A 20,819-nucleotide genomic window follows, 5' to 3' on the forward strand; every position below is an offset into this window, starting at 1 on the left:
GGATGTAAAAGTCCACATCCACCGTCCAGCGCACCTTTTCATCATAGCGATAAGCAGGCTTGTTACGATGAATAACTACGCTTGGCGGGCCCACGAGATTATCAAATAATACATTCACCGGGGCCTTGGCAAAGGCTCTCCTGAACCAGGCCGGAGAGGTCATCTCCTTTTTTTCGCCGGTAAACAGGTAGTAATTATAGAAAGCAGAATACGCGAAATCATGCGCAGGATTGTCATCCAGCGCCTTGCACAGGCGCTCCAGCGCATACGGCTGCATAAACCAGTCGTCATCATGCATGATCTTGATATATTCTCCCCTTGCCAGGTCCAGGCAGGTATTCCAGTTTCCCGGCATCCCCCTGGCCGGCACATTCCTATAATACCGGATTGGTAATTGCTGCACATACTCATTCACCAGCTGCTCCACTTCATTACCCGGACTATCATCAGTAATTACTACTTCCAGGCTTTTCATGGTCTGGATGACCAGTGAATCCAACAAACGACGCAGGTAATCGACCTGTTTATAAGCAGGAATGCATATCGAGACTTTTATCTGTTCCGGGTTCTTCATGTTCAATTTCGTCCTTATACTTAAGGCATTATATTTGATGACTGACCGCAAGATATAATAATCCGAAATTATGAATACCTTTAATTTTTGGTTGCAAAGGATTTTGGATCACTTTTAAAAAACACAGCGGGCTTTTAATATATGAGTACCATCAGGAAAAAAGGTATCATCACAACTATTTTCATTTATGCCGGATTCTTATTAGGAGCGCTGAATACTTACCTTTACGCCAAATATTTTCAACCTGATCAGACGGGCTTAACCCGCGTACTGCTTGACATTGCGGTACTTTCCAGCAGCTTTGCCCTGCTGGGTACGAACACCATCGTGGTCAAGTTTTTTCCTTACTACAAAAACTTTCATAAAGAGAACAAAAGTGAGCTGGTCACCATCTCATTTATCTTTTCCCTGGTTGGCTTCCTGATTATTTTCCTGAGTTTCAACACATTCATGAAACCCCTTATCATCAGGAAGTTCATCGGGAAAGCCCCCCTGCTGGTAGAATATTTTTACCTCGTCTTCCCCCTTACCCTGTTCCTCACACTATTCCAGGTGCTGGAAGCCCAGACCTGGACCATTCAGAAGGGCCATGTGGCCAATTTTCTGAAAGAAGTACTGTTCAGGGGCATCAATACCATACTGAATGTGCTCTTTATCGGGGGCCTGCTTTCTTTTCCTTTGTACGCCGATCTCTTCAGCTTTCAATACTTTGTGATCTTTGCTGCACTGATTATTTACCTGCTATACGCCAGGCAATTGAAAATGTCGTTTCAGATCAGCAAACTCACCAAACGGTTATGGAAAAAGATGGTGCCTTATAGCCTGTTTATCCTGGGGAGCAATGTAATTTCCCTGATGAGTACCACTATGGATGGGATTATCATATCGAGTTTGATGGGATTGAGTTTCACTTCGGTATTCATTAATACACAGTACATTTCGAACTTCATAGTCGTACCTTACCGGGCCGCGCTCAGTATGGCCGCTGGCCCCATTTCACAGGCATGGAAGGACCGGGATATTTTGAAACTGGACAGGATCTATAAAAAGACTTCGTTGAACCTGCTCATTGCATCCAGCTTTATATTCGCAATGATCATGTTAAACTGGGATGATTTACTGAACTGGGTAAAACCCGATCCTATTTATCACTTAGGGAAGCCGGTTATGTTTTACCTCGGGCTTTACCAGGTAATTGAGTTGGGAACAGGAATGAATAGTGCAATTATTATAACTTCCCGGAGATGGAAGTTTGAGTTATACTCAAATATAATTTTGTTGACCCTCACTTTGCCGCTAACTTATATATTGATCAAGCATATGGGGATGATCGGGGCAGCGCTGGCAACGCTGATTTCAAGAACTATTTTCAATGTGGTCAGGTTTATATTTTTGTATAAGGTATATAACTTACAGCCTTTTACAAAGAAGACCCTACTGGCAGTAGTACTTCCTTTGGCCGTGTACCCGCTGGTGGCATATACGATCCACCTCAGGGATCCCTTGATGGGGTTGATTGTGCGGTCCGCAGCATTTACGGCCGTATATGCGTTCCTGCTGTTGCAACTGCGGGTGTCAGAAGATGCGATGCAGGTGTTTGAAACTATTAAAAAACGTGTAAGACAGCTGGCCGGCCGGTAAATTCGTCCGGATGATTACCCAAACTGACTATTTTCATCGGGCTGATCAGAAAAATAGCTATATCTTAGTAAAAAGGTTAACTCTTTTAGGGGACAAAAGGACAAATCTGTGCGTGTACGGCACTTTGTACGCAATCTATACCTATTTATGAAGCAGTTATTTTTCATCAGCCTTTGTTTGTTAGGATGGCTGAATCTTTCAGGGCAAGCTGGTTTTACAGCACCAGATACCGTATGTATTAACGACCCGGTAAATATTACCAATACCTCCGTAGGTGCAAGTACCTATTACTGGAACTTTTGTGGGTATGACCTATACGGTACCCCTACACTGAGTGACCTGGGCAATCCCGGGGGGTTAATGTACGTACCTACTTTTATTACCATCCAGGAAGACAATGGCATCTGGTACGGCTTCGTCTCCAATTTCGGGTACAACAGCATCGTACGCCTTACTTATGGTAGTAGCCTGTTAAATACCCCCACTGCCGAAAACCTCGGCACCTTCAACGGAGACGTGCCGGAATATACAGAAGGGCTCCAGGTCGTAAAAGACGATAATGGCTGGCACCTGATCGTAGTAGGTGGTTATACCGAAGCCAAAGCCCGTATCATGAAGATCGACTTCGGCTCCAGCCTGGGTACTGCCCAGGCCAGCCTCACTTCTACCAACTGGGGAAACATTGGCACTACCATGAACTACCCCACAGAACTGTCCATCATCAAGGAAGGCGACGACTACTGGGGCCTGACAGTAAATGCCAGCAGCAATACCGTGACCCGCTTTTACTTCGGTAAAAACTTCACCAACGCTCCTACCGCCGAAAATTTAGGCAATGTAACCGGTACCCTGAGCTGGCCTACCGGTATCTATGCCGCTAAGTATAACAATAAAAATTACATCTTCGTTACCAACACCTACGGTGGTACGCTGGTACGCATGGACTTCGGTTCCTCTATCGGCAACACACCGGTAAGTACAGACCTGGGCAGCGCAGGAGGTGTGCTCACACAACCAAGAGATATTACTATTATCAATGATTGCGGCAACTTCTATGGACTGGTGGTGAACAACGTGAGCCACGATGTAGTACGGGTAGACTTCCCAAATGGAGTAGATGGTTCTATCACTGGTTCTAAACTGGCCATTACCGGCCTCACCTTCCCCCACTCTATTTCTACCATGTTCAGAGATGGCGACAACCTGTATTCCATGATCACAGACGCGGATGCAAATAAGATTTTCAGACTACAGTTCAACAGCTGTTCCAATTCCAGCACCCCGTCTTCCACTTCTGCCACACCGCCCTCTCCTATTATATATGACTCTGCAGGGGTGTACAGCATTCACCTGCTCACGAATGAAAGCCTGTCTACCCAGTCCTCTTTCTGTAAAGAAGTGGTAGTACTGGCCCCGCCAGCGCCCAACCTGGGTAAGGATACCGGTACCTGTGGCACAGGCTCCGTCACCCTCGATGCCGGTGCAGGCCGGACCTATCTGTGGAACACCGGCGAAACAACGCGCACCATCGTAGCCACCCATACCGGTGATTATAATGTAACCGTGAGCAATGGCTATTGTGCAGGTAGTGACACAATTCATGTCTTCATCAGCAAACCCCTGGACCTCACGAATACCGTGGTCACCAATATCGACTGCGGTGTTGCCTTAGGCCAGATTGAAGTAATGCCTACAGGAGGCACCTATCCTTATACCTACTACTTCAATGGTGCCAACATGGGTAAAGACTCCCTGTATCCTAAACTGGATCCGGGTACCTATACCGTAAGGGTGGTCGATGCAGTGGGTTGTGAAATTGCACAGGCATTTACAGTAGTAGAATATACAGCCAACATCATCAGGGCCACTGCCAGCGGCACCAAACCTACCTGCTACGATGCTACCGATGGGTCCATTACCATACAGGTCAATAAAGGTGTGGCTCCTTTTGAATACACAATTGATTCTTTCCAAACCGTGCAGACCACGCCTGTACTGACCGGCCTCACACAGGGAAACTATAAGATCTATATCAGGAACGCAGTATGCGTGGATAGCGTAAGCATTCAATTGTCAGCACCAGCACCGCTGAAAACAGGGGTATCGCTGACAAATGAACTATGTGAAAGAGGCAATGGTACCGTCGAAATAAATCCCTCCGGCGGTACTTCTCCATATACATTTTACTGGGGCAGTGCATTGATGTCGCAGAATAATGTGTCAAACCTCAGTGCAGGCTCCTACTCCATCCTGATCAGGGATGCGCAGAATTGTACGCTGGATACCACCGTGATTATTGAAAATAACAATGTAACCGCGGTACATATCTGGAATAATGATACGACTATCAATATCGGGCAGTCAGTTACACTGAAAGCTACGAACTCCGTGGATTACGCCTGGACGCCGGAAGATGGACTGAGTTGTACGGATTGTGCTTCACCAGTAGCTACCCCCGATTCTACAACTACATACGTGGTGAGCACAGTAACCGGTTTGAACTGTATTCCTACAGATACCGTAACAGTGACGGTTACCCATTATAAGAAACTGTTCATCCCTACTGCCTTTACCCCCAATGGAGATGGCCAGAACGATGTGTTCAGGGTGAAAGGATTAGGGATTGCATACTTTAGTATGCGTGTATATAACAGGGTGGGTAACCTGGTGTACCAGTCCGAAGATTATAGCAGTGGCTGGAATGGTAAGCTGAAAGATGAAGTGGCACCCCTCGGCACGTATGTGTATGTAATACAATATGCGTTTTATGGGGAAGAAATGCACCCGCAAATGGAAAAAGGAACAGTGACACTGATAAGATAAAAAAAAGGTGTGGTTCAAACAACCACACCTTTTTTTATTATGATATTAAAGCTTTCAATTTCATTTTCGCCTGCTTCACATAAGGAAAATAAAACCCTACCACCGTTCCCCACACACCCGGATAATCCATTGCATGCGCCGCCTTCACCCACAATTTCCTGTTCTCCCAACTGATTTTCTCAATTCTTAATCTCCTCAGCCAGGACTTACACACATGCGCCTCCGCATTCTCCGCAGGCTTATCCAGGCTCACGGGCAAAGGCACTTTATTTACCTGCTCATGAAAAAAGATAGCCCCCTTCACCCACTCATCTCCAAAATTCCCGTTGGAAAAATGCACCAGGTCTACATCATATACCACCGCCACCGTATACTGCTGTGATATGCGCAAACTGATATCCAGGTCGTAAAAATGAAACCCTTTCAGGTCGGCCGTATTAAATGGGAACTCGTTCCATATTTGCCTGCGGGTACACAACCATACCCCATCCAGGCTTTTTACCGGTACTATCACCCCATTTTTCCCCGCCGGGCGCAGCAGAAACTTCCTGTCTTTACCCTTGGCGTTACGCTGGTAGATATTACAACAATCTGCCTGTGCCTGGTTCGTCCACCAGCCGGAGATGGTCCGGCTCTTGTACCGGCTGCCAGCTATGCCGATCAGGCCAAGACTGGCATCAGATTTAAAATGAGAAAGCACGCATTGCCCCCAGTCACGCGTCAGGAATTCCACATCATCATGCATGAAACAAATGAGATCGTACCTGGCCCGGGCCGCACCGGCGTTGTAACCAGCGCCCATTCCCCCTAACTCCCTGGCATTGTCAATAATGATCACTTCATGTTCAACCCCAACGGTAGCATGGATATTTGCAGAGACCGTGCGTACACGCTCCGGATCAATGGAACAGATAACGATTGATAACATGAAGTAGTAACGAATTTAGTTTAACAATTGTAGGTAAGCAATTAGAGTACCGATTTTGGTTCACGGTTTAAAAAGGTAGCTAGTTAATTCTTCCAGCCCCCACAAAATACTTTTTCCAATAAGTCTCATTCAGATCACTGATCATCACTCCCGAACTGGTCGAAGCATGTACAAATTTATCATTATCCAGGTACACCCCTACGTGTGAAACCTGCGCCTGGTTGATCTTAAAAAACACCAGGTCACCGGCCTTCATCTGGCTGGCACTCACCTTTTTCGACTTGTCGTACAATCCTGAAGACGTTCCGGAAGAATTAGCCCTAAACACCGTGTTTAACAACTGATTGGCAAAATTGCTACAGTCAATCCCCGTTTTAGATCTACCCCCTAACTGGTAAGGCGTACCCCACCAGTCTTCTATAAAATAAAACAAATTGGCATTGAGCACCGTCTCTACTGGTACATCCAGTAGCTGTGCATATTTAAATTGCCACAAAGGCGCATTTTCAACATAAGTACTGGCGGCCTGGGAAAAACTCACTTTCGCATAGCTTACACTCGTCGTCTTTGCATTGCTGGAAGTGGTAAAGCCATCGAGGAATTCCGGGGAACGGCTGGAAGAAGTAGCAGTAGACCTTTTGGCAGTAGAGGTATTTTTAATAACAGAACACGAACTGGCTGTTAACAAAAAAATACCGATCGCCCAAATAAGTCCATTTCTTCCTGACATGTGTGCTTTTGATTATAATTTGAGCTAAATTACTAATAATAATTGTTTTTAAAGTGTTGTAACTGAAAAAACCAGGAGGCCCGCCGCTGGCCCCATTCACCTTCTGTGGATAATTTTTAATTAACTTTGTCCCTGAAGAAACGGAATTTTGTGCCATGATTTTCTCCCACTTACACGTTCATACTCAGTACTCCCTGCTGGATGGAGCCGCAGATATCAAGTCACTGTACAAAAAAGCAATGGCCAGCAACCAGCCAGCCCTTGCCATTACAGACCACGGAAACATGTTCGGCGTATTCCAGTTTGTGGCAGAAGCATACAACCATCGGCTCAACCCGGAAGATCCAAAAGATAAACGTTTGAAAGTAAAGCCCATCGTAGGTTGTGAATTCTACGTGGTCGAAAACAGGTTCAAACGTGCCTTCACCCGCGATGAGAAAGACATTCGTAACCACCAGGTGCTCCTCGCCAAAAATGAGGAAGGCTACCGCAACCTCATCAAACTCTGCTCCCTCGGGTACATAGAAGGACTATACGGTAAATACCCCCGTATCGACAAAGAACTCATTCTTCAATACCATAAAGGCCTGATTGCCACCACCTGCTGTCTTGGTGCCTCCGTGCCCCGCACCATCCTCAAAAAGGGTGAAGATGCCGGCGAACAGGAATTCAAATGGTGGCTGGACATCTTCGGCGAAGACTACTATGTAGAACTACAGCGCCACGGTATCCCGGACCAGGATAAAGTGAACATTTCCCTCCTGAAATTTGCAGAGAAATATAATGTGAAAGTGATCGCGTCCAACGACTCCCACTATGTGGACAAGGAAGATGCAAACGCACATGACATCCTGCTCTGTATCAACACCGGCGAGAAAAAATCTACACCTACCAACAAAGAATTTAACGAAGACGAAGGCGGCAACAAAAATACCCGCTTCGCATTCTATAACGACGAATTCTATTTCAAGACCACAGACGAGATGACACGTCTCTTCCACGACCTGCCACAGGCCATTGACAATACCAATGAAATCGTGGACAAGGTTGAACTGCTGGACCTGAAAAAAGATATCCTCCTCCCTAACTTCCCGATCCCGCCGGGCTTCTTTACCCAGGACCAGTACCTGCGTCACCTCACATTCGAAGGTGCCCGCCAAAAATATGCAGAGATCACTGCCGAGGTGGAAGAACGCCTGAACTTCGAATTGCAGGTAATTGAAAACATGGGATTTGCCGGTTACTTCCTCATCGTATCCGACTTTATCAAGGCCGGCCGCGACCTGGGGGTATTTATCGGTCCGGGCCGTGGATCGGCTGCAGGATCGGCAGTTGCCTACTCCATCGGGATTACCAATATTGACCCTATTAAATATAACCTCCTGTTCGAGCGTTTCCTGAACCCGGAACGTAAGAGCATGCCCGATATCGATACGGACTTCGATGATGAAGGCCGTCAGAAAGTGATTGACTATGTGGTAGACAAATATGGTAAGAACCAGGTAGCACAGATCATTACCTATGGTACCATGGCTGCCAAAATGAGTATCAAAGACGTAGCCCGTGTGATGGACCTGCCACTGGTAGAATCCAATATGCTGGCCAAAATGGTGCCCGATAAACCGGGTATCCAGCTGGACCGTATCTTCAACGCCCCCATCGATGAAGGTGAAAAGAGCCTGGCCGAAAAAGAAGGTCTCGGCCCCGAAGACCTTGAAAACGTAAAGAAACTCCGCGAGATCATCAAAGGCGACGACCTGCAGGGCGAAGTGCTCCGTGAAGCCTGCGTACTGGAAGGATCTGTGCGCAATACAGGTATCCACGCAGCAGGTATTATCATTGCACCCAAAGACCTGTACGACCTGATACCGGTATCAACAGCTAAGGACTCCGACCTGCTGGTGACCCAGTTCGAAGGTAGCATCATCGAGAGCGCCGGTGTAATCAAGATGGACTTTTTGGGCCTGAAAACCCTTACCATCATTAAAGGGGCGCTGGAACTGATCAAAATGAACCACGGGATTGAGATCTCTATCGACGATATTCCACTGGATGACGCCCGTACCTACGAACTTTACCAAAAGGGTGAAACGAACGCGACCTTCCAGTTTGAATCTACCGGTATGCAGAAGTACCTCCGTGAGTTGAAACCCGATAGATTCGATGACCTCATCGCGATGAACGCCCTGTACCGCCCGGGCCCACTGGAGTACATTCCGCTGTTCATCCGCCGTAAACATGGCCTGGAAGAAACCGTGTATGACCTGCCTGAAATGGAGGAATACATGAAGGATACCTACGGCATCTCCGTATACCAGGAGCAGGTAATGCTGCTGAGTCAGAAACTGGCCAACTTCTCCAAAGGCGATGCGGACGTACTCCGTAAAGCTATGGGTAAGAAGCAGAAGGCGGTGCTGGACAAAATGAAGAAACAGTTCATGGAAGGCTGTGAAAAGAACGGCCATGACCTGAAAATATGTGAGAAAGTGTGGACGGACTGGGAGGCATTCGCATCCTATGCGTTCAATAAATCCCACTCTACCTGTTATGCCTTCGTGGCCTATCAAACCGCTTACCTCAAAGCCCATTACCCTGCAGAGTACATGGCGGCGGTACTGAACTGTGCGAGCAATATTGAAAAGATTACCTTCTTCATGGAAGAGTCCAAGCGGATGGGTATCGACGTATTGCCGCCGGATGTAAATGAATCTTTCAAGGGTTTTGCGGTGAACAAAATGGGACAGATCCGTTTTGGCCTCGCAGGTTTGAAAGGTGTGGGTGAAGCTGCGGTAGAAAACATCCTCGAAGAGCGTAAAAAAGACGGTCCGTTCAAAGATATCTTTGACCTGATCAAGCGCGTGAACCAGCGTGCGGTGAATAAGAAATCGCTGGAAGCCCTGGCTATGTCAGGCGCCTTTGATTGCTTCCCCGCATTGCACAGGGCACAGTATTTCTATAAGCCGGAGAACGATACCACAACCGGGTTGGATAAGATTGTGAAATTCGGTAACCAGGTATCAGCAGGGTCTTCCAATATCGGTAGTTTGTTTGGCGATGAAGATATGCCGGCTATTGAACCACCTAAACTGCCAAATTGTGATCCATGGCCACTGATTTTGAAGTTGAATAATGAAAGAGAAGTAACGGGGATTTATATTTCCGGGCACCCGCTGGATGATTATCGGTTCGAGAGCCGGTTCTATAATATGAACAAAGTGTCAGAACTGGTTGAATATCAGGCAGAAATAACTGCACCAGGAGGTGGTAAACCGGGCCGGGAAAAGAACTTCCGGCTGGCGGTATATGTAACGGGAGCACAGGAACGCATCTCCCGGAACAACAGGCAATTTGGCATTATGACCGTGGAAGATTACAGCGGTAAGTTCGAATTTGCACTGTGGAGCGAAGACTTTATCAGGTTCGCCCCTTACCTGAAAACAGGTTTGTGCCTGTTTATCAATGGCGGGTTTAAGGCCCGCAGGTTCAACGATAGTGAGTATGAGTTCAAGGTGAATAGCATCCAGTTATTGCAGGAGGTGAAGAAGACCCATACAAAGAAGGTGGGATTGGTGACCATGCCGAAGTTCATTACCCGTGACCTGGTCGATTTCCTGGTAGATAATATTAATAAGTACCCGGGATCAAGTGAGCTGTTCTTACAGCTGGTGGATAGAGACAATGATCTGCAGGTGAAGATGCATACATTTAACAAGCACATCGAAATGAATGATGAACTGGCACACTTCCTCTCTAAACAACCAGACCTGGATGTGTATATAGAAACCGCTAAATAACCAATATTGCGGACATTAGAACCAATTCGCCGGAAGTTGATACCCTTATAGATACTATCAATAACCAGGCGATTAAAAATGACTTAACTTGCATCGTAAATAATCGATATAACGATTGCAGAACATGCCAAAAAAGCAGTAATTTGCGGCCGGTTTGATTATTGCAGAACTAATTACAGGATTTTAAAAATTTTTATAAATACTAATAACATGGCATTAGAATTCACTGATTCCAACTTCCAAAACGAAGTGTTGAGCTCAGATAAATTGAGCGTAATTGATTTCTGGGCAGAATGGTGTGGTCCTTGTCGCGCTATCGGTCCGGTGATCGAAGAGCTCTCTAAAGATTACGCAGGTAAGGTTAATGTTGGTAAAGTAAATGTTGACCAGAACCCGCAGCTGTCTATCAATTATGGAATTACAAGCATTCCTGCAATTCTTTTCATTAAGAATGGTCAGGTGGTTGATAAACAAGTAGGTGCAGCGCCTCGTTCAGTATTGGAAAAGAAGATACAGTCAAACCTGTAATCTTTGGAAGATAAAATAAAAAGGGCGGCTCTGGTGAGCTGCCCTTTTTTATTAACCCTTGTTAGAAAAGTCCCCAAATACGAAATATAACCTGAATGCGTTTTAAACAATACGAAAAAATCGTGGTCAAACTGTCCGGAGCCAATTAATTGTTATAGAAGGACTTTTCTAAAACCCAAGGTCCATTTTTGAATTATTTTCCCCTATAAATAGTTCAAAATGATACCCTAATTTTTGAAAATTATCTCTCACGTGTGTAACAAAAGATTGTAACTTCCCCCGGAATTTTCGGACAACAGCCGCTAATTTTAACTTTCAAACTTGAACTTTGCGCAATTTTACCCTTTTTATCCTAGCCGTCTTCCTTTCATTACCTGCCTGGGGCCAACGTCAATGTGGTACCGAAATAGCCGTTCAGGAGCAGATTAAGGAAAATCCCTCCCTGCAGGTACTACGTGATAAGATCGAAGCACGCAACCGCTCAAAGATTTCTGCCATTAAATCAACCCGGGCCGAGGCCAAAACAACGGCTACTTACAACACCGTTACTATTCCGGTAGTGGTTCACATTGTACTACAAAACCCATCTGCCGTTACCGACGCACAGGTGCAATCACAGATCGATGTACTCAACAGGGACTATGCCGCCCTCAACACCGATACCAGTATTCTTCCCAGCGTATGGAAAGAACTGATCGGCAATGCACAGATCCAGTTTTGCCTGGCTCAGCGTACACCTTCAGGTGAAGTAACAAATGGAATAGACCGTGTAACTACCTCAAAATCAAGTTTTACGATAACCACAGCCGCCAAGGCTGTAAAGTTCACCAGCTCCGGTGGCGTTGAACAATGGGACGGTGATAAATACCTGAACATCTGGGTATGCCACCTCGAAAGCGGGTACCTGGGTGTAGCTACTTTCCCGGGATTGTATGCTGACAACCAACAGGGCGTTGTGATTGATTATACCGGTTTCGGTACCACGGGTACCGCCGCCTCTCCTTATAATAAAGGCCGTACTGCCACCCACGAAATAGGTCACTACTTCAATCTCCGCCACATATGGGGCGATGAAGATGCCTGTGCGGCAGATGACGGTATCGACGATACACCTAAACAGGCCAAAGCCACTTACGGCTGCCCGGCATGGCCACAGGTAGACCAATGCGCCACTGCCTCCCCGGGGTATATGTTCGAAAACTATATGGACTACTCCGACGATGCCTGCCTGGTGCTCTTCACCACCGAACAGGTAGACGTGATCCGTACCACCCTCACCGACGACAGGGCTTCCCTCCTCACCTCCGACGGTTGTACACCACTGAACCTGAAAACACTGGATGCCGAAGTGGAAACCATCGTTTCGCCGTACAACCAACAGTGCGATGCAAGCATTACCCCTTCTGTCATCCTGAGAAATTTTGGTCTGACCACCCTGACCAAGGTAAATATCAACTACCAGACAGACGCCGGTACCGTATATACAACCGCGTGGACAGGTAGTCTGGCCGCTTTAAAAACAGATACCGTCAGCCTCCCCACCAGTACCCTCGATGTGGGCGAACATGTGCTGAAAGCCTACACCACCCTGCCCAATGGCGCTACCGATGATGACGCCACCAACGATACGGCCTGGTCTACTGTAAGCTATTATAACAATATCACCTTCCCGCTGAAAGAAGGATTCGAAAGCGCCACTTTCCCCCCTGCCGGCTGGGAAATCTCCAACCCGGATGGTGCTTATACCTGGGAAAGAACGGCTGTGACCCGTGGCGATAGCAGTTACTACGCCATCGAGATGCGCAACCTCACTTACAATGTAAATGGTGAAATAGACGATATCCGCACACCGACCATCGATCCAAGCGGGGTAGATTCCATCTTCCTTTTCTTCGATGTAGCAGCGGCCACTTACTCCAATGTCAATGATAACTCAAATACCCTGTGGGATAGTTTGCTGGTAATGACCACGTCCGACTGTTCGCAGACCTACGATACCCTGTATAATAAATGGGGTTCCACGCTGGTAACCACCACGACCCCGGTTACTTCAGAGTTCGTACCTACTGCCGCACAGTGGCGCAGGGATTCTATCAACCTGACTCCTATCATCAAGAAAGGTCAGTTCAGGGTGGTATTCAGGAATGTGAGCAATGCGGAGAACAATATTTACCTGGACAATATTAATATCATTACCCGGTCTACCCCTGCCTACCTGAAAGAAAAGGGAATTGCGGTAGGACCGGTTCCGACTTCGGGCCAGGTCTATGTGACCTTCCTGGATGTGCCGGACAACCTGGATTTCATTGGTCTCTATAATACTTCGGGGCAACTGATCGCCAAACAGCGGGGCTCTAATATCGATAGCGGCAACCGTTTCACTTTTGATTTGGTAAATGAGCCAAATGGTGTTTATTTTGTAAAGTTAATTTACCGTAATACGAAGGCAAAGACTTACAAGATCATAAAAGTGAATTAAGAGATGATGACTCAAAACGATTATCCTGCTATAGACACGCTGTTGCAGGATGCCAGGCTGGATAAAGCATTGAAGACCATTGGTGAAAAGGTAATCGCGGGCGAGCGATTGACTACTGATGAAGGCATACTGCTGTTTGAAAAAGGCGAACTGGGCTACGTGGGCGCATTGGCCAATTTCGTAAGGGTGCGTATGCATGGAGATAAAACCTATTTCAACCGGAACTTCCATATCGAGCCAACGAACGTTTGTATCTTCACTTGTAAATTCTGTTCATATTCAAAGCTTTATAAGCATAAGGAAGAAGGCTGGGAACTCAGCGTCGAACAAATGCTGGATATTGTAAAGAAGTATGATGGTCAGCCGGTTACGGAAGTGCACATCGTAGGTGGCGTGCATCCGAAAATGAACCTTGACTTCTTTGTAGAACTACTGGAAAAGATCAGGGCACACCGTCCTGATTTACATATCAAAGGATTTACTGCCGTGGAACTGGATTATATGTTCCGCAAAGCCAAACTGAGTGTGGCAGAAGGTATGAAAAAACTGCACGACGCGGGGTTACAATCAATGCCGGGCGGTGGTGCAGAGATTTTCCATCCGGATATCCGCGCACAGATCTGTCATGATAAGGTAGATGCCGATGGCTGGCTGGATATTCACAGAACAGCACATAACCTGGGCATGCATACGAATGCAACCATGCTGTATGGTCACGTAGAGCAGTACTGGCATAGGGTGGATCATATGGAACGGTTGAGGCAGTTGCAGGATGAGACCCACGGTTTTAATACGTTTATACCCCTGAAGTTCAGGAATAAGGATAATGAGATGGAACATGTGGGCGAAGTGTCTGTAATTGAGGATCTCAGGTTGTATGCCATCGCCCGTTTATACATGGACAATTTCCCGCACCTGAAGGCTTACTGGCCTATGCTGGGAAGGGCGAGTGCACAACTGACCCTCTCATTTGGGGTGAATGACCTGGACGGAACCATTGATGATACTACCAAGATTTATTCAATGGCAGGTGCTGAAGAGCAGAATCCTGCTATGAACACGGCACAACTGGCCATGTTGATTAAGCAGGCAGGTAGAAGACCAGTAGAAAGAGATACTGTTTATAATGAGATAAAAGATTATACGGATGTTGTTTTTTCTGATGAGGAGTTAATGGCGAAATAATCCGGACTCATTGGTAATAAATAATTTAAAAGCAGATGATTTGATCATCTGCTTTTTTGTTTATAAAACCGGCACACTTTGTGCATACATATGTTTTATATTTTATACATTTGATGCTAGTTTTTAGTTTTTAGAAAAACCTACATAACCAATGAGAAAAACCAAATTCACAAATCTGACTAAGGGGCTTTTATTTGTAGCAGCACTTACCTTGTGCTTTACAGCATGTTCAAAAAACGACAAAGAGGGCAAATCACAAATCCAGGTAGCACTGACGGACGATCCGGGGGATTACAAAGCTGTTTACATTGACGTGGAAGATATCAATGTAAATTATTCCGACAGTGAAGACAATGGCTGGCAAACATTGCCGGGCTTTAAAAAGGGTATCTACAACCTGCTTACACTGGTAAATGACAAGGACACTGTACTGGCAGATGCCTCTATTGCTTCCGGCACTATCAAGGAAATCAGGCTGGTATTAGGGAATGATAACTGGGTGGTAACCAATAGTGGTGATTCAATTCAGTTGCAAACACCTAGCGGGCAGTCTTCTGGTATCAAGCTGAAAATCAACATGGCGGTATCTGAAGGTATTCTGTACAAATTGCTGCTTGATTTTGATGTGGCTAAATCTGTTCATGAAGCAGGTACTGCAGGCAAGTATGTGTTAAATCCGGTGATCAGAACGATCCTGGAAGCACAGGGCGGTAGCGTAAAAGGCGTAGTGGTGCCGGCTGTTGTACCATCAGCAGTGTTGCTGATTAATGGTACGGATACGGTAGCAAGTACTTATACCGGCGTAGGTGGTGCGTATTTACTGAAAGGTATTGACGCAGGTACTTATAGCCTGCATGTGATCTCTACCGATTCTACATTGGCACCAGCGAGTGTGGATGGAGTAAGTGTGACCACTGGTAAGGTAACGGTTGCTGATACGATTCGGTTAAGCGCGAAATAAGATTCAGGGAGGAAATGACTGTTTCCATCAGGAATTGAACCTCCCCATTATGTATCTAACAAAAGTGGCTGTATTCTTCCAATACAGCCACTTTTTTTCTGAAAATAGATTTCATCCCCGTTGATGAATCCCCTCTCTCATGATAGTTGTATTCTTCCAATGCAACCACTTTTTCTGAAAACAGATTTCATCCCCATTGATGAATCCCCTCTCTCATGATAGTTGTGTATTCTTCCAATACAACCACTTTTTCTGAAAACAGATTTCATCTCCATTGATGAATCCTCTCTCTCATGATAGTTGTATTCTTCCAATACAGCCACTTTTTCTGAAAACAGATTTCATCTCCGTTCATGAATCCCCTCTCTCATGATAGTTGTATTCTTCCAATACAACCACTTTTTCTGAAAACAGATTTCATCTCCGTTCATGAATCCCCTCTCTCATGAATACTTTATCTTAATTCAATTCCTCCATCGTAAACGGCTTCTGCCTTCCTTTATACTTCTTCCTCACCTCCTGTATATCCTTCTCCGTTACCTTTGCCGCCTGGTTACTCCAACAATTTCTAATAAAACTCAGCAACGCTGCAATATCCTGGTCATTGAATTCATCATTGCTCCCAATCCCCGGCATATCAGCACTAATCTCCGGCGCCTTATAGTGTTTTCCATTTACATCAACAGGTCCGGTAAGCCCATATAACACTATGGAAATCAGCCGTTTCTTATCTCCCGTTACCAACTGCGACTGGTTCAGCGGCGGAGCCAGGGATTTGATCCCCTCCCCGTCTTTTCCATGACATGTCTGGCATACATTAGCGAAAATTTTCGCCCCCTTGGGATACTGTTTTACCAGCGCATCTGTGATCTTTGCCTTGCGATGAATCTCGATATCTTTTATAATTGCTTCGAGATGCCGGCGCATAGCCAGCGTAGTATCCGGGTTTATTTTTACTAACTGATGCAAGAGCTCCGTTTCCTTTCCACCATTATTATTAATAATCGCATCCGCTACATATCGATCGTTAGCATACCGTGTCATCAACTGGGTTTGCAGGTCTCCACTATTTGGTAAGTAAGGTAATACCAGCGCAATGTAAGGCGCGAGGAATACATTATTCTCCAACGATGTCAAAGTAGCAGTAGCTGCATTTGACCTGACCGATGGCAAAGCAGCAATAGCCGCAGCCTGCAGGTATGGATTTTTCTGGTGCAGCAGAAAATCAATCTCATTATACTGTAAAGCCCCTAAACCTTCCAGGGTCCACAACGCATGGATCGCACCATAGGTATTCCCTTCCTGGTGCAGGCGCTCTTTCAGCTGCGGAATAAGCTGGGTATAATGATGATCGATAATCATCTGCTGTGCCTTATCCCTGATCCATCCGTTTGGATTCTCTAACAAGGCAAAGAGCTTATCCGGGTTATTATCCAGTGGCATCGGCTTCATTTTAGCACCCGCAGGCACAACGCGGTAAATACGACCGCAATTGAGCGGATTGGTAAGTTGCCGGCTCTTTATCTCCCCTTTGAGATAAGGAGTCAGGTACGTCTTGTGCTGGATGATACCGCGGTACATATCTACAATATAGAGGGCCCCATCCGGAGCGTCATAAAGACTCACCGGGCGAAAACGCTCGTCATCACTGGCCAGGAATTCTTTTTTCTGGTATGCCTGACGGCCTTTTACAATATACCCGCTATCCAGTATGATATTTCGTTTTACCAGGTTGCCGCAGGGTTCCGCCACAAAAATGTTGTTGTTGTAATTTTTGCCCAGCAGACCGCCACGGTACACCAGCGGACTACAGGCAGCAGTCATTTCTACCAGGCGCAGACTATCGTCGAGAATACCTTTCATATACCCCCTGTTTACACCGGGAGTCGGGTGAATGGGATAGACCCGGTTGTCCGGAACGATCTTTTCGTCGTAACCCGCCACTGTTTTCTGGTTGGGATTGCGGGCCCCTAAGCCGGGTGGAAAATAGTCGCCAAGTACGTTTTCCGAGTTATTATTAGTGTAAAGACGTCCAAAGTTATCCTGGCTGATGCCCCACTGGCCACGGAAGTGGGTATCTTGTTTCACCCATTTACCATTGATCTGGCGGTAGCGCTTATCCGATTTTGCATTGTAAATCCAGTTGTCCATAGCACGGAGCAGGCCGTTGGGCTGGTGTTCTACATTGCCCCCTTCGGTATATTTGTCATCAACCAGCACGCGCTTGCCGGCTACATCATTTTTGACAGGAACGAACCAGAGTTTGGGTGGTTCTGCCAGCAGGAAACCACCGGGTACGAGGCAGATAGCACGAGGCAGGATCAACGAGTCCAGGAGCACCTTACGGGTGTCGGCAACGCCGTCATGGGTGGTATCCTCCAGGATCACCACTTTGCCATTCGGCACATCTTCGCCGGTACCTACGGTATCAGGCATGTATCCCATCATTTCAACTACCCACATACGGCCTTTATCGTCGAAGGTCATGGCCACCGGCGTCGTGATAAGCGGTTCCGACGCTACCAGTTGCACTTCGAGTCCTTTTTCCACTTGCATGTGCGAGATAGCGGTTGTAGCATCCAGTACAGGGGATGGGCCGAGTTTTTTTCTCATGGCCGTGGAATCTGATTGCTGATCTTTTGCCGGTCCTGGGCTTGTACAGGCGGAGAGCCAGTAGGCAGCTGCCAGGAAAAGTGTCCAGTTTTTCATTTATGTAATCGATTGAAATTACAATTTAGATATAAAATTATATTTAAAGTAAGCATTTTTGATGGGGGGTAAATTACCTTGGGAGGGGATTTAATTCCAGAGAGTACCCCCAAATGGAAGGAATTTAATTCCAGAGAGTAACCTCCCAATGGAGGGGATTTAATTCCTGAGAGTCCCCCCCAAAGGAGGAATTTAATTCCAGAGAGTAACCTCCCAATGAAAGGAATTTAATTCCAGAGAGTCCCCCCCAATGGAGGGGATTTAATTCCTGAGAGTACCTCTCAATGAAAGGAATTCAATTCCAAAAGTAACCTCCCAATGGAGACAATTCGTCCTTGCCATCGGATGCAATTTCCTCCTATGTATTTCCCTATTGTTTTTTATCTTCGCTCCTTAATCTAAATTAGCTTATGGGACGTTTTCAGGGCCTTTTTGGTATTATCCTCATCCTGGGACTTGCATATTTATTCTCCAACAACAAAAAGAAGATCAATTTCCGTCTTGTATTTAGCGGTATCGGCCTGCAAATAATCATTGCCCTGCTGGTATTCAAAGTACCCCCGGTTTTCAGATTTTTCCAGTTATTAGGTAAAGCAATGGGTAAGCTGGAGCAGTTTGCCCGTGAAGGGGCTGCTTTCGTATACGCAGGTATAGCAGTAAAACCCACCCCTGATACGATCAGTGACTATGCACAGAGTGGTTTTGTGTTTGCCTTTAATGTAACAGCTGCGATTATCCTGGTGTGTGCGCTGGTAGCGATATTTTATCACTTTGGCATTATGCAGCGGATTGTGGCTGTGATTGCCAGGGCCATGAATGTAGTAATGCGTGTGAGTGGTGCCGAGGCCCTGAGCAATGTAGCGAGTGCATTTGTAGGACAGATTGAAGCGCAGGTAATGATCCGTCCTTATTTGCCATATATGACCAAAAGTGAGTTACTGGCCTCAATGAGTGGTAGCCTGGCCTGTATTGCAGGCGGTATCCTGGTGGTATATTCCAATATGGGATTGGCTGCCGGTATGGACCTGGCCCCCATGTTGATTACGGCGAGCCTGATGGCGGCACCCGGCGCATTGGTCATTTCAAAGATCGTGTTTCCGGAAACGGAGGAATCGCAGACAATGGGCGTCGTAAAACTGGATGTAAAAAGTCATTATGTAAATGTGATCGATGCCATTTCCCATGGGGCGAGTGATGGGTTTAAGATTGCGATGAATGTGATTGCCATGATTATTGGTTTTATCGCATTGATTGCATTTCTCGACTGGGGACTGCTGAAGATCGGGCATATTTTCAACCCGGGTTTTGATCTGAGCCTGAATTATATATTCGGGAAGTTGTTCTACCCGGTGGCCTGGGCCATGGGTGTGCCGAATGGGGATGTAAATAATGTGGCCACCCTGTTGGGACAAAAGCTGACAGTGAATGAATTTATTGCATTTAAGCATTTGACAGATAAGACCATACCGGTGGTGTCTTCTAAGGGATTGCTGATTGTGAGTGTGGCCATTTGTGGGTTTGCTAATTTTAGTAGTGTGGGCATGCAGATTGGTGGTATTGGAGTATTGGCGCCGGAGAGAAGAGGTGACCTGGCAGCATTGGGATTGAAGGCATTGTTTTGTGGCACGCTGGCTTCTTATTTGTCAGCAACGATCGCAGGAATATTGATCTAATGATTTTATCAGGGCCGGCCGCAGGCCATCTCTCCATAAATTAACAAAGCCTTCCGGATGATACATCCGGAAGGCCTTCAATTAGGTATTACAGGTATAAATTAGCCCAGTCTTCTGATCAGCTCATCCTGTACAGCAAACCACGCTTCTACCTCACCACTGTCTGTATACGTCTGCTTCATTTCAGAATTCAGCTTGATCTTTTCAACCACTGAGATTGCCAGTTTTCTCAATGCCAGGGTAGCCAGAATGTTTAAAGAATCCAGCTTTTCCAGTGGAGTTTCAGGATAATCTTCACTGGGTTTACCTGTCAGTGCGGCTACTGTTTCTGCGGCGGCCAATGCGTCTTCGCATTCAGAAGTGTCGAGGAGACCGTCTTTGTTCAATGAGAACTGCAAGGTATCAGCAATCAAGCCTCCATCCTTAGCATCAATCATTTCAAATACCCAGTCTAGTGAACCATCATTTTCAAAATTTCTGGTACCCCATGTGCCCATAGCTATGTAAGTTTTTTGTTTGGTTGCGTAAAGTTAGTGCAGAGTTCTGAAATCTAAAAGTTCCTACACCTATTTCAGACTTATGAAAGCCAAAAGTTCCTGCAACTAAATTCTGACTCCTCTCATCCAAATGTCTTTCTGCCTAATGCAAACTCCTCTAATCTAAATGGCCTTCCTCCTAATTCTGACTTCTCCAATTCAAATATCCTCCCAATTCAAACCCCTCTAACCCAAATATCTTTCCTCCTAATTCTGACTTCTCTCATCCAAATGTCTTTCCTCCTAATTCTGCCCCCT

The 20,819-nt window shown here is 46.2% G+C and carries 13 protein-coding genes; 8 read left to right on the plus strand and 5 right to left on the minus strand.

All coding sequences use genetic code 11. From position 1 onward, the window contains the following. Positions 1–574: glycosyltransferase family 2 protein (locus tag ABDW16_RS29315; protein WP_343674792.1), on the minus strand; the 574-nt coding region annotated here is incomplete at its 3' end. Between the two features lie 141 nt (positions 575–715). On the opposite strand from ABDW16_RS29315, the gene ABDW16_RS29320 reads away from it, so the two are divergent. Together ABDW16_RS29320 and ABDW16_RS29325 are read left to right on the plus strand one after the other, a co-directional pair. Continuing rightward, entirely contained in the window at positions 716–2,215 is a 1,500-nt protein-coding gene (locus ABDW16_RS29320; protein WP_343674794.1) for an oligosaccharide flippase family protein, read from the plus strand. Between the two features lie 147 nt (positions 2,216–2,362). Further along, the gene (locus tag ABDW16_RS29325; protein WP_343674796.1) at positions 2,363–5,038 is read left to right on the plus strand and encodes a gliding motility-associated C-terminal domain-containing protein; all 2,676 of its coding nucleotides are present in this window, start codon (positions 2,363–2,365) and stop codon (positions 5,036–5,038) included. A 37-nt stretch (positions 5,039–5,075) separates the two neighbouring features. Here the strand turns inward: ABDW16_RS29325 and ABDW16_RS29330 are convergent, their stop codons facing one another. Both ABDW16_RS29330 and ABDW16_RS29335 read right to left on the minus strand, forming a co-directional pair. Beyond that, positions 5,076–5,966 (minus strand): glycosyltransferase, encoded by an 891-nt coding sequence (locus ABDW16_RS29330; RefSeq protein ID WP_343674797.1) that lies wholly within the window; start codon positions 5,964–5,966, stop codon positions 5,076–5,078. A gap of 79 nt (positions 5,967–6,045) precedes the next feature. Beyond that, a complete protein-coding gene (locus ABDW16_RS29335) occupies positions 6,046–6,696 on the minus strand; it encodes an NlpC/P60 family protein (protein WP_343674799.1) in 651 nt (216 codons plus the stop codon). Positions 6,697–6,851: 155 nt separating this feature from the next. On the opposite strand from ABDW16_RS29335, the gene dnaE reads away from it, so the two are divergent. The 5 genes from dnaE (at position 6,852) to ABDW16_RS29360 (ending at position 15,643) form a co-directional block, all read left to right on the plus strand. Continuing rightward, on the plus strand, positions 6,852–10,490 hold the full coding sequence (dnaE, locus tag ABDW16_RS29340) for a DNA polymerase III subunit alpha (protein ID WP_343674801.1): 3,639 nt from the start codon (positions 6,852–6,854) through the stop codon (positions 10,488–10,490). A gap of 210 nt (positions 10,491–10,700) precedes the next feature. Next, complete coding sequence (trxA, locus tag ABDW16_RS29345; protein ID WP_343674802.1) at positions 10,701–11,018, plus strand: thioredoxin; 318 nt, start codon at positions 10,701–10,703, stop codon at positions 11,016–11,018. Positions 11,019–11,346: 328 nt separating this feature from the next. Continuing rightward, complete coding sequence (locus tag ABDW16_RS29350) at positions 11,347–13,497, plus strand: M43 family zinc metalloprotease (RefSeq protein WP_343674803.1); 2,151 nt, start codon at positions 11,347–11,349, stop codon at positions 13,495–13,497. A gap of 3 nt (positions 13,498–13,500) precedes the next feature. Beyond that, entirely contained in the window at positions 13,501–14,682 is a 1,182-nt protein-coding gene (mqnE, locus tag ABDW16_RS29355; RefSeq protein ID WP_343674805.1) for an aminofutalosine synthase MqnE, read from the plus strand. 151 nt (positions 14,683–14,833) lie between these two features. Beyond that, positions 14,834–15,643: a DUF4382 domain-containing protein gene (locus tag ABDW16_RS29360; RefSeq protein ID WP_343674806.1), complete on the plus strand. Its 810-nt coding sequence runs from the start codon at positions 14,834–14,836 to the stop codon at positions 15,641–15,643. A gap of 459 nt (positions 15,644–16,102) precedes the next feature. Here the strand turns inward: ABDW16_RS29360 and ABDW16_RS29365 are convergent, their stop codons facing one another. Next, the gene (locus ABDW16_RS29365; protein WP_343674808.1) at positions 16,103–18,352 is read right to left on the minus strand and encodes a c-type cytochrome; all 2,250 of its coding nucleotides are present in this window, start codon (positions 18,350–18,352) and stop codon (positions 16,103–16,105) included. 410 nt (positions 18,353–18,762) lie between these two features. Between ABDW16_RS29365 and ABDW16_RS29370 the strand changes: the two genes are divergently transcribed. Further along, the gene (locus ABDW16_RS29370) at positions 18,763–20,025 is read left to right on the plus strand and encodes a nucleoside transporter C-terminal domain-containing protein (protein ID WP_343674809.1); all 1,263 of its coding nucleotides are present in this window, start codon (positions 18,763–18,765) and stop codon (positions 20,023–20,025) included. A gap of 101 nt (positions 20,026–20,126) precedes the next feature. Here ABDW16_RS29370 and ABDW16_RS29375 read toward each other — a convergent pair whose 3' ends face one another. Beyond that, a complete protein-coding gene (locus ABDW16_RS29375) occupies positions 20,127–20,522 on the minus strand; it encodes a DUF4259 domain-containing protein (protein ID WP_343674811.1) in 396 nt (131 codons plus the stop codon). Positions 20,523–20,819: the final 297 nt, after the last annotated feature.

This window comes from Chitinophaga sp. (assembly GCF_039596135.1).
Taxonomy (GTDB): Bacteria; Bacteroidota; Bacteroidia; order Chitinophagales; family Chitinophagaceae; genus Chitinophaga.